Annotated in this window: 9 protein-coding genes; 1 reads left to right on the forward strand and 8 read right to left on the reverse strand. The window is 41.2% G+C overall.

Features of this window, described 5'->3' with window-relative positions; translation table 11 throughout:
• Positions 1–74 precede the first annotated feature (74 nt).
• A complete protein-coding gene (locus tag F908_RS10385) occupies positions 75–1,256 on the reverse strand; it encodes a hypothetical protein (protein WP_005161443.1) in 1,182 nt (393 codons plus the stop codon).
• 142 nt (positions 1,257–1,398) lie between these two features.
• Here F908_RS10385 and F908_RS10390 point away from each other — a divergent pair, with 142 nt between their 5' ends.
• Complete coding sequence (locus F908_RS10390; RefSeq protein ID WP_005161445.1) at positions 1,399–2,910, forward strand: acetaldehyde dehydrogenase ExaC; 1,512 nt, start codon at positions 1,399–1,401, stop codon at positions 2,908–2,910.
• A 212-nt stretch (positions 2,911–3,122) separates the two neighbouring features.
• Here F908_RS10390 and F908_RS10395 read toward each other — a convergent pair whose 3' ends face one another.
• From F908_RS10395 to F908_RS10425, 7 genes are all read right to left on the reverse strand, one after another.
• Positions 3,123–4,517, reverse strand: coding sequence for an amino acid permease (locus tag F908_RS10395; RefSeq protein WP_005161448.1), 1,395 nt, complete (start codon positions 4,515–4,517; stop codon positions 3,123–3,125).
• A gap of 177 nt (positions 4,518–4,694) precedes the next feature.
• Complete coding sequence (gene astE, locus F908_RS10400; RefSeq protein ID WP_005161451.1) at positions 4,695–5,669, reverse strand: succinylglutamate desuccinylase; 975 nt, start codon at positions 5,667–5,669, stop codon at positions 4,695–4,697.
• 34 nt (positions 5,670–5,703) lie between these two features.
• Positions 5,704–7,044, reverse strand: a complete 1,341-nt coding sequence (gene astB, locus F908_RS10405) for an N-succinylarginine dihydrolase (RefSeq protein ID WP_005161454.1) — start codon at positions 7,042–7,044, stop codon at positions 5,704–5,706.
• 32 nt (positions 7,045–7,076) lie between these two features.
• The gene (gene astD, locus F908_RS10410; protein ID WP_005161458.1) at positions 7,077–8,546 is read right to left on the reverse strand and encodes a succinylglutamate-semialdehyde dehydrogenase; all 1,470 of its coding nucleotides are present in this window, start codon (positions 8,544–8,546) and stop codon (positions 7,077–7,079) included.
• Complete coding sequence (gene astA / locus F908_RS10415) at positions 8,546–9,589, reverse strand: arginine N-succinyltransferase (RefSeq protein WP_005161461.1); 1,044 nt, start codon at positions 9,587–9,589, stop codon at positions 8,546–8,548. Before astA ends, astD begins: the two co-directional genes overlap by 1 nt.
• A 22-nt stretch (positions 9,590–9,611) precedes the next feature.
• Positions 9,612–10,817: an aspartate aminotransferase family protein gene (locus F908_RS10420; protein ID WP_005161465.1), complete on the reverse strand. Its 1,206-nt coding sequence runs from the start codon at positions 10,815–10,817 to the stop codon at positions 9,612–9,614.
• A gap of 79 nt (positions 10,818–10,896) precedes the next feature.
• Positions 10,897–12,171 carry a Glu/Leu/Phe/Val family dehydrogenase gene (locus F908_RS10425; RefSeq protein WP_155756603.1) on the reverse strand — a complete coding sequence of 425 codons (1,275 nt, stop codon included), beginning with the start codon at positions 12,169–12,171 and terminating at the stop codon, positions 10,897–10,899.
• Positions 12,172–12,318: the final 147 nt, after the last annotated feature.

Below are 12,318 nucleotides of genomic sequence, written 5' to 3' on the forward strand. Positions count from 1 at the left end.
AAATGATATCCCAAAAGATATCACCCATTGTTATTGAATATAAAACAAAATTTTATTTTTTAGATCCGCTATAGTTATGACATATCTCTGAATTTGCTCAGCGATTGATGAGCAGGATGATCTAAAGGTAACAATTCAATTAATCTTTCAACGGCATCAATTGCTTCAGGAAAATGAGCTACATGTTTCAGTAATACATCGATTTCTTTGGTTTTAAAAATCATATCGCTGAGACGTGATTCAAGACAATCTCGCCATGCGCATAGGAAAGGACTTTCTGTTTTTGATAAGAAGATACCCTTATACAATTGTAATGCTGAGGCGATATAACCCGAATCAAGTGCCTGTTCCACATATAAAAAATCAGCTTCTACATTTGCAAGTAAGCGATAAGGTCTTGAGCCTAGCATTCCGCCCAAAATATCACGTAACTGTGACATCTCAGCCTTTAACGTTCCAACACTGACTTTACGCTCACCATAAAGCGCTTGATGTAAATTTTCTAAATTTAAACCATTCGGACAGAGCGCTAAAATTGCCAAAATTTCAATTTGACGCGGCGTTAAAACCAAAGATTTATTATTAAACATCACTTGCGGTGAAGTAAAAGCACGGATATATAAACGCTGACGTTGCTGTTCAATCAGAGCGGTTTGAATAATAGATGCACAACGCTCAGCAGCCAATACACCGAGCGTATTGTGATTTTTCCAAGTTGTGGATAAATCCACGACACCTAACACTTGTTTGGAGTAGGGATCAATCACTGGCGCTGCATAACAAACCCAGTCATGCACGGATTCCATATAATGCTCATTTGAAAACACGCAACTAGATTGTTGAGTCTTTAAAGACAGCGCTAAGGCATTCGTCCCAACCTCTTCTTCTGCCCATTGACCGCCTGCAATAAAATGTACCTTTTCAGCGGCGCTTTGCATCTGCGTACTGGAAGCAGTCCAAATAATTGTACTCCCCACATCGCCAACCGCAATCACCATAGATGATTGTGCCGCAATATGACTGAGATCATTTGAACAAACCTCTAATGCTAAATCTAAAGTCGTTTTTGCTTTCTTATGTTGTGCCAATAAAGGTGCAGCCAAGCGCTCTTTTGGAATAGCACAAGATGCTGAGCGTTGCCAAGAACTGGCAATACTTTGTCCTAGCATTTCAGCACTTTGCGGCGACAAACTATTGTGTCGCTTAAGTTGATCAATTGATGTTCGTTGTTGTAATAGGTCTCGTTTTGTAAACATTTGTGTATCCTTTACTAATGACCACGATTTCCAACCTTTCTCCAACCTTCCCAGTTATATCCTAATCAAATAGCGTACAAAAGTACCTTATACCAAAGCTGTAGATGCTTAACAGATCAATTATAAGCAAAGGAATATATATATGCGTTATGTCGATCCTAATCAACCTGATTCAAAGGTTCAATTCAAAGCTCAATACGAGAACTTTATTGGCGGTCAATGGGTAGCACCTATTAAAGGAGAATACTTCGATAATATCTCTCCTGTCGATGGCAAAGTATTTACAAAAGTACCGCGTTCGTCAGCTGAAGATATCGAACTCGCATTAGATGCAGCACACAAAGCCAAAGCTGAGTGGAATAAAAGCTCTCCGACAGTACGTTCAAATATTTTACTTAAAATCGCTGATAGACTAGAACAAAATCTAGAATATCTTGCCGTTGCAGAAACTTGGGATAATGGTAAGCCTGTTCGAGAAACACTTGCTGCCGATATTCCATTGGCAATTGACCACTTCCGCTATTTTGCTGGTTGTATCCGTGCACAGGAAGGCGGCATTTCAGAAATCGATGAAGATACAATTGCTTACCATTTCCACGAACCTTTAGGTGTCGTTGGACAAATTATTCCATGGAACTTCCCAATTCTCATGGCTGCATGGAAACTTGCTCCTGCACTAGCAGCAGGTAACTGTGTCGTATTAAAACCAGCAGAACAAACACCTGTAAGCATTCTACTTGTTTTAGAATTAATCCAAGATATTCTACCTGCTGGTGTATTAAACGTTGTGAATGGCTATGGTGTCGAAGTAGGCCGTCCACTTGCCACTAATCCTCGTATTGCCAAAATTGCATTTACAGGTTCAACCCAAGTTGGACAGTTGATCATGCAATATGCAACTGAGAATATTATTCCAGTCACTTTAGAACTTGGTGGAAAATCTCCAAATATCTTCTTTGAAGATGTTATGGATCAAGAAGATGATTTTCTTGATAAAGCACTTGAAGGCTTTGCAATGTTCGCACTCAATCAAGGCGAGATTTGTACTTGTCCCTCTCGCGCATTAGTTCAAGAAAGTATTGCGGATAAGTTCTTAGAAAAAGCCATTGAGCGTGTGAAACGTATCAAAGTTGGACATCCACTTGATACTGAAACAATGGTTGGTGCACAAGCTTCACAAGAACAACAGGAAAAAATCCTACGTTGTATTAACATGGGTCGAGAAGAAGGTGCTGAACTTCTTACGGGTGGTGGTGCTAGACAAGAAGTGGGTGAAGGTTTCTATATCGAACCAACTGTCTTCAAAGGACACAACGCGATGCAGATCTTCCAAGAAGAAATTTTTGGACCAGTTCTATCTGTAACAACGTTCAAAGATTTTGATGAAGCCATCAAAATCGCAAATGACACCATCTATGGTTTAGGTGCTGGCGTTTGGGCTCGTTCTGCACATACTTCATACCGCGCTGGTCGAGCAGTTGAAGCAGGACGTGTTTGGACAAACTGTTACCACATCTATCCTGCTCATGCTGCTTTTGGTGGTTATAAAAAATCAGGCGTTGGTCGTGAAAACCACAGAATGATGTTAGATCACTATCAACAAACCAAGAATCTTTTAGTCAGCTACTCAACTAAACCTGCTGGATTCTTCTAAAACATGACTAGCGATATTTACCTATAAGCAAATATCCTAAATCAAATGAAAAGAGCAAGTACTACGGCACTTGCTCTTTTTTGTCATCTCTATTTGAAGTTCTTTACATTTTATAAACAGCCAAATCGTCATTTTCTAAAGTAAAAAAGACGAATCTCAACTCAAAGATTCTGAGTATAGATTCGTCTTTTATGAAGGATTAGCTTATACAGTTAAGCTTTGTTTTTATAAAACATATAGTAGCTTGCATAGCAGGCGATGATAAATAGAACACAGCAGACAAAACCAACTTGCATTGAAGGATCTGCCACCATACTAATACAAGTAATGACACAGAAGGCCCCACCTAAAATTGGTGTCAACGGAAACAACGGTGCAGCAAATTTAAGGTCTTTTACGGTTTTACCAGACTTAATCCATTGTCTACGGAAGTTAAATTGGCTCACACAAATTGAGATCCAAACCACGACCATAGTAAAAGCAGCAACACCCAGTAAATTTTTAAAAATGGTTTCAGGCGCAAATTGTTCAGATAATAAACCAGGAATTGCACCAAACATGGTGACAATAATGGCAATAATTGGCGTACCTGAACGTGTCAATTTAGCAAACACTTTAGGAAGTTGATTCTGCGCTGACAATGACCACATCATTCGAGAAGCAGCAAATAAGCCTGAGTTGGCAGCCGATAAAAGTGCAGTAATAATCACAAAACGAATAATATCTTCTGCATATGGAATGCCGATGTAATTAAATACCGTTACAAATGGACTATTACTTACGCCTTCTGCATTGAGTCCTGCCATTTCATAAGGCAGTAATGCACAAATCACCACAATCGTACCAACAAAGAAAATCAATAAACGCCAAATTGCAGCATTAATTGCTTTCGGTACCGTTTTCGCAGGTTCTTCAGCTTCCCCTGCGGCAACCCCAATCAGTTCTGTACCAGAGAATGCAAAATTAACGATCAGCATTGTGGCAAAAATTGGGTAAATACCATTTGGGAACCAACCATGCTCGGTCAATTTACTAAACAGCGGTGCTGACTCATGACCATGATAGGAGATCAAGCCAAAAATAGCGGCTAGGCCCAATGCAATAAAACAGATAATGGTGAGAACTTTAACCAAAGATAACCAAAATTCCGACTCAGCAAATAACCGAGTGGAACTCACATTCAGCGTAAAGACCAGTGCTGCAAATAATAAGGTCCATGTCCACATGGATATGGAAGGAAACCACTCCTGCATGAGTAAAGCTGCAGCTGTAAATTCAGTACCTAATGTTGCAGTCCACGTCAACCAATACAACCATGTGATCATATAGCCCGTGCCTGGTCCAATATAGGTTCTGGCATATTCACCAAATGAACCCGAAACTGGCATCTGTACTGCCAACTCACCTAAACACAGCATCACCATGTAGGCAATAATACCACCAAGCAGGTAAGAGAGAATCGCACCAATGGGACCTGCCTGTGAAATCACATCACCTGAGCCTAAAAATAAGCCCGTTCCAATTGCACCACCTAATGAAATCATCACCAAATGACGTTTCGTCATGGCACGTTTTAGCGGCTTACCCACTTCCATATTGTTAATCATACACGATCACTCCAACTATCTTTTATGACAACCTGTCCTTGCTTTCCACTTCATAAAAATGAATATCCAATGGATATTTTTTCCGATCTTTTGTTTTCTACTGAACATACATATTCAAACTCCATTTACGCCTATTCCGTATCACATCCATTTTTTAAAAGTCGATGTATGTGTATGCTACCCAATTTCCTTTAAAACCAGTCCAGCTCTCAAGCCCATCTTCACATTTGGATTTGGAAATAAAATCCAAACTTGTTGATTATCGACGACATAATTGTCTGCTTGCTGAGTTGCAATCACCTCACCTTTCTGAAAGGTTGAAAAATTAGGTGCATCAGCACTTAATTGCAATTGGAAATCGTCACTCTGCTTTAGAACGGAGTCCACCACCTTAAATTGGCGAATACTTGGCTTCTGTCTACATGGCAAAGCCTGCTCTGAAAGTACCGCACGTAAAACCTGATCGGTACTCGCAAATTCAGATAAATCATTTTGACCAAAAGGCTTAGCTTTGCCTAACTCCAAGGTACTACTCGCCGCCTGAAACCGTTCAGCAGTAAAATGAGTAAAGGTTTTTCCAACCGCATTGTGATAGACCAAAGCATCGAGATCCGCAGCATTTAAGCTTTGGATCAAGAAGTCATCATAGGGCTGTGTTTGATAGGGAAATAATGCAAATACAGGCAGTAATGATGCACGAATTGCAGTGTGCAGATCATAATGATAGCGCTGTGCTTCAAACTGACTTTGCTGAAAAAACTCTGAAGTACACTGTTCTAATTGTGCTGCTCGATGCGTTTCATCATCTTGTACTAACTGCTGATATGCACCACAAAACATTCGGTTCATATCATTTTCAAGATAACGAACACCTTGTCGAATTGCCTTAGGATTACCTAAAACAAAGAGTACACGCACCGCTAATTTTAAATGCTCAGCAAATAGGTCACTAATGATGTGAGACAATAATTCAATCGGTGCTGTTTCATTGCCATGAATTCCAGCAGAAAGCACCATGGTTTTTCTATACGCTGTTTTAGGTGTACATTGCAGTAACCCTTCACCTAGCCATTGCCATGTAAACTCAACTGTTTCACCCTGCATTTGCTCAGGTGCCTGTTGCGCTAAAGTCAACGCGAGTAGATCAACCATGTACTTTCATCCTTAAAAGTCGTTCTTTGCTGTTTTATCTTTGGAAGTGATAAACCGAGCCTAAATTTAAAATCTTAGTGAGTTCATCTAGCGCAGTTCGGCTCTCAATCAATAAACTTGGATCAGCCAAATCATCCTGCGTTAACTCATCACGGTAATGCTGATCCACCCACTGATTCAGTGTTTTGAACAAAGCATCATTCATAAACAAGTTTGGATTGACTGCATTTAGCTCAGCTTCATTTACAGCAACACGTAGTCTTAAACACGCAGGTCCGCCGCCATTCCGCATACTTTCACGCAGATCAAATACTTTAATGTCGTCAATTGGTGTTCCCATTTGAATCATGTCATTCAAGTAACTCCAAACGGCTGAGTTCTGACGAGATTCTTCTGGTACAACAATGCTCATGCCACCATCAGCACGGGTCAAAATTTGACTGTTGAATAAATAAGTTGAAACAGCATCTTCAACCTTCACTCGACTTTCAGGCACTTCGATCGAAATAAAATCTTGCTCAATTTCGGCCATCTTGTGACGAATTTCATCTAAAGCTTTAGATTGATTTAAAAATGCATGTTGGTGATGGAATAACACCTGTTGGTTACTGACGGCGATCACATCATTATGAAATACGCCTTGATCAATCACGTCAGGATTTTGCTGAATAAACACAGTACGCTTTGCATCTAAACGATGTAAACGCGCAATCGCTTCACTCGCCTCACGTGTTTGACGTGCAGGGAATTTTTGTGGTGCAACCGTACCACCAAGTTGTTGTTGACCGTAAACAAAAACTTGTACCCCAGCCTGATCATAAGCACCGCCTAGACGATTATGATTGGCTGCACCTTCATCGCCAAATAAAGCAGCTTCTGGTAATGCTTCATGATGTGCGAAATATACATCATTCTTGAACATCGCTTGAAGAATACGAGTCGTTGTATGATGCTCAATTGACCGATGGAACTTATTATTTAGGTTTGCAGCAGTAAAATGCATCCGCCCGTCAGCACTGTCAGCCGATGGTGATACCGTACACGAGTTCGCGGTCCACATTGATGAAGCTGAACTCAATGATGATAGCAACGCAGGTGCCGTACGCATGGCTTGAGCAATTACATCAATATCACTACCCGTAAAGCCTAAACGACGCAATGTTGGTACATGCGGACGCTCTTGTGGTGCAAACACGCCTTGTTTAAGCCCTAAGTCTGCAAGGGCTTTCATTTTCTTCAAGCCTTGTTTTGCCGCAAGCTTAGGATTTGATGCATTATTACGGTTTTTAGTTGAAGCCACATTACCAAATGATAAGCCCGCATAATGATGCGTAGGACCAACTAAACCATCAAAATTGATTTCATAACCAGACATTTTATTCTCCATGTGTCCCGATGCGATCCGTCTTAGAGCACAATGCCCGGTGATAATTTTGCAGGAAGCGTCACGTTATCACTTTCCAATGATGCCATTGGCCAAGCACTATAATCTGCTGCATAAAAGGCACTCGCTCGGTGATTACCAGAAGCACCTACTCCACCAAACGGTGCTGCGCTTGAAGCACCAGTCAATGGTTTATTCCAATTCACAATACCCGCACGGGCTTCAATCAAAACACGATCAAATAAATCTCGGTCAGGTGAAACCAAACCAACTGCCAAACCAAATCGAGTGTTATTGGCGATGCTTAATGCTTCATCAAAAGTGTTGTAGCGATAAATCGTCGTCAATGGACCGAAGTATTCATCATCAGGAATACCATCAACCAGTGTTAAATCTAAAATGCCTGCGGTCAACAATGAACTGTCTGCTTGTGGACGTGTCATTTCTAATAATGGTTTTGCGCCTAAAGCGATCAGTTTAGTTTGTGCTACTAACATTTGTTCTGCTGCACGTGCAGAAATCACCCCGCCCATAAAGGGTTGTGGTTCAGCATTCCACGCACCAACCACTAAGTTCTTCGCCACTTCAACAAAACGTTGAATGAAGGCATCACCATTTACACCCTGCTTGACAATAATACGGCGTGCACAAGTACAACGTTGCCCCGCAGAAACGAAAGCGGATTGAATTGCTAAATTCACCACAGCATCAATATCAGTTGCTTCGTCAATGATGAGGGCATTATTGCCACCCATTTCCAAAGCAAGGATTTTTTCAGGTGTGCCCGCCATTTGCTTATGCAAGTGATAGCCTGTATTGGCACTGCCTGTGAACAACAAACCGTCAATTTGTTCAGCCGCAGCAAGTGCCTCACCTGTACTACGCCCACCTTGTACGATATTCAATACGCCATTCGGCAAACCTGCTTGCTGCCATAACTTTGCCGTTTCTTCCGCAGTCCAAGGGGTAAGTTCACTTGGTTTAAACACTACGGTATTGCCTGCAATCAATGCAGGAACAATATGACCATTTGGCAAATGACCTGGGAAGTTATATGGACCAAATACAGCCAAAACACCATGTGGACGATGACGTAGTGAAGCAATACCATCTGGCATTCTAGTTTCACTGAAACCCGTACGTTGATCATAAGCACGAATTGAAATCGCGACTTTACCAACCATCGATTGCACTTCGGTCAATGTTTCCCAAAGTGGTTTACTGGTTTCTTGACTAATCACTTGAGCCAATTCATTTTTATTCTGCTCAAGTAGACTCGCAAAACGTTCAATAATTGCGATACGATCTTCTAACGGCATACGTGCCCAAGCAGGAAATGCCTGACGAGCAGCAAGACATGCCTGCTCAACATCAGCTTGGCTGGCTTCATGACCTATCCAAATTTGCTGATTGTTAACAGGGTTGGTTTTACTGAATGCGGTTCCTTGTCCTTGGATCCAAGCACCATCAATTAATAATGCACCTTGTGACATTAGTTCTTCTCCATTTTTTCTAATGCTAAAACGCGTACTTGATCGTGTTCAGCAATATTCAGTGCTTGTGCTTGTGCTGCTGTCATGTACAAAGTGTCACTTTCAGTGATTTTGTTATTGATCAACAACACGCAATAATCTTGGTATTGGTCATTCGCAACCAAAAAATGAGTTTCTGTCGTTTCAACTTGCTCAGTGATTTTAACGTTGAGCAAACGACTCTCTTTGACTGCACGTAGTTCAGCGGTATTGGCTTCCAGTGTTGGCCCTGCATCAAAAATATCCACATAACCCTGATATTTAAGCCCTTCTGACATCAGCACTTTCGCCGCAGGCAATGTGTGCGGATGTACTTCAGCAATCACAGCACGCGCCTCTGAGGTCAGCAAATCAACATAGACTGGAAATCTCGGCATGAGTTCGGCGATAAACGCTTTTTGTCCTACACCACTTAAATAATCCGCAGCTGCAAAATCCATATCAAAAAATAGATAACCGAGCGAATCCCAAAATGGCGAATGTCCATTTTGATCTGAAAAACCACGCATCTCAGCAATCAATCTTTCTTCAAAGAAAGAACGAAACGCTGCAATAAACAGAAAACGTACTTTTGATAAAAACTTACCGTTTTGGTTTTTGCGGTATTCAGGATCAAGGAACAAAGTGCAGAGTTCACTGCAACCAGTATGATCATTACTTAAAAAAAGAGTATCTAAAGTCTTATACACATTTAAGGCTTTAGAGGCATGCACCTGTTTTGCTACACGGAAGTTGTAAAATGGTTCTTTTAACCCCACTGCAACTTCAATCGCACTCACACCCACAATTTTGTGAATACTGGTATCTTCTAAAACAAACAAATAACTTGCCTCACACTTTTCGGTTAAGCCCGCTAAAGTGTGAGTCGTACGTGTAATACGTTCAGCTAAGATTTCTTTGTTTTCTGGTAAGGAGGTCAAGCCAATGCCGGACTCTCCTGCTCTTTGCGCTAAACGATAAATATCATCTAAGTCCCGATGCGCTGCATGTCTAACAATCATCATGGTTAGATGCTCACAACAAGATTTAGAGGCGTGCTAAGGCACGAGCAAAACGATTTAAACCTTCGTCAATATCTTCCATTGGAATAATCAGTGAAGGGGTAAAACGTACGACATCAGTACCTGCAACCAACGCCAACAAGCCTTCTTCACCCGCTAAGGTCACGATATTTTTTGCTTTGCCTGCATATTCATCTTTCAGAACGCAACCAATTAATAGACCTTGACCGCGGATTTCTTTGAATAAACCATATTCAGTATTGATTTTATGCAAAGCATCGATGAAATATTGATGACGTTTTTTAACGCCATCTAAAACTTCTGGTGTATTGATGAATTCAAACACCGCACCTGCCACTGCACAAGCCAATGGATTACCACCATAAGTCGTACCGTGATCACCCACCGCATACATATTGGCATAATGATCTATAGTAATCATTGCGCCGATTGGGAAACCACCACCTAAGGCTTTTGCCGTCGTTAAAATATCTGGGGTTACGCCAGTATTCATGTAGGCATAAAGTGAACCTGTACGGCCAACGCCTGTTTGTACTTCATCAAAAATCAGTACAGCGCCTTTTTCATCGCACAATGCACGTAAGCCTTTCAAAAATTCGATGTCAGCGGGTAACACACCACCTTCGCCTTGGATCGGTTCTACGATCACCGCACAGGTATTTTCAGTAATAATAGCTTTAGCAGCATCTAAATCATTAAATGCCGTATGCTCGATTCCACCCGGTAAAGGTGCAAAATCTTGAGAATATTTAGGTTGTCCACCTGCTGTTACGGTAAACAAAGTTCGACCGTGGAATGCATTTTTAAATGCAACAATATGATTTTTATTTGGATTACCACTGAGTAAACCAACTTTACGTGCCAGTTTTAATGCTGCTTCGTTCGCTTCTGCACCAGAATTACAGAAAAATACTTTGTCAGCGAATGTACTTTCAACCAATTGTTGTGCAAGGCGTAATACCGGCTCGTTGGTATAACCATTACCAATATGCCAAAGTTTTTGAGCTTGTTCTGTTAAAGCATTTACCGCAACTGGATGGGCATGACCTAAAGCATTAACCGCAATACCACCTGCAAAATCGATATATTCTTTATCGTTTTGATCCCAAATACGAGAACCTTCACCACGAACCAAAATGAAATTTGCTGGAGCAAAAACAGGCACCATCCAATCATTAAAATTGTTACGTGTAATTGCGACTTCGCTCATTTTATTTACTCACTTCCTGTTTTGATATGCAGGCTCATTGAATATTCAATGAGCCGTTTGCTTTAACTTTATGGATGGTTTATCCCGGGAAAATACCACGCTCTTTACGAGCTTTGAGGATACGTTCACACGCTAAAATATAAGCTGCTGTACGCAAGCTACATTGCTTTTGCGCTGCGGTATTCCACACATCACTCATGGCTTGAATCATCAGCTTGTCAAGACGTTCATTAATTTCGTCTTCGCTCCAGAAATAACTCGCCATATCTTGAACCCATTCAAAATAACTGACGGTTACACCACCTGCGTTACAAATTACGTCAGGAACTACAGTAATGTTACGGCTAACGAATACATCATCTGCTTCTGGATAAGTTGGTCCGTTTGCACCTTCAAGCACAATTTTCGCTTTGAGTTTTTGTGCACGTTCAACCGTAATCTGACCTTCTAATGCTGCTGGAATCAGAATATCCATATCGACATCCCAGAATTCTTCATCCGAGATCACAGTCGCTTCAGCAAAACCTTTCACGCCACCCTGTTCAGCAACATGCTTTTGTAATGCTTTTACTTTAAAACCTTCAGCATTAAAAATTGTGCCTGTGTGATCTTGCACAGCAACAATTTTTGCACCTGCCTGATTAAACAAATATGCAGCTTCATTACCTACGTTACCAAAGCCTTGAACTGCAACTTTGCTGCCTTCGATAGGTAATTTGATACGCTCTGCAACTTGCATACCTGTAACAAATACGCCACGACCTGTTGCACGAACACGGCCGAGTGAACCACCTAAATGCACAGGTTTTCCAGTTACAACTCCCGTAACCGTGTGACCTTTAATACTTGAATAAGTATCCATCATCCAGCCCATGATATTGGCATTAGTACCAACATCAGGTGCAGGAATATCAATTTGTGGGCCGATAATTGGGCTAATTTCACTAGTAAAACGACGAGTTAAACGCTCTAATTCACGTGCTGAAAGTTCTTTTGGGTTGACACGAACACCACCTTTTGCTCCGCCAAATGGGAGATTAAGCACCGCAGTTTTAATGGTCATCCATGCTGATAAGGCCATGACCTCATTCAACTCAACATCTTGGTGATAACGAATACCACCCTTACCAGGACCACGAGAGAGATTGTGCTGTACGCGATAGCCTTCAAAATGACGAATTGTGCCATCATCCATCACGATTGGCACATCAACAATTAGCGTACGTTTTGGTGTTTTCAGTGTGTTGATAAAGTTGCTGAGGTCGGCATCCAAATAAGGTGCTACACGATCTACTTGAGTGAGAAAGGTTTGCCAAGCACTACCATTTTGAGCCGCATATGATAAAGACATCATCTTTTCCTTAATTAATCAATTGTCCCTGTTATCTACAGATTCCCTTACTGCAAAGGTTTCCGCTCACCCCATCGTTCCGTGTCAACATAGATTTCTTGATTCATTCGAAAAAAATGTTTGGGGCTTCGTATATTGATTATTATTAAG

It is taken from the genome of Acinetobacter sp. NIPH 284, from assembly GCF_000369425.1.
Taxonomy (GTDB): Bacteria; Pseudomonadota; Gammaproteobacteria; order Pseudomonadales; family Moraxellaceae; genus Acinetobacter.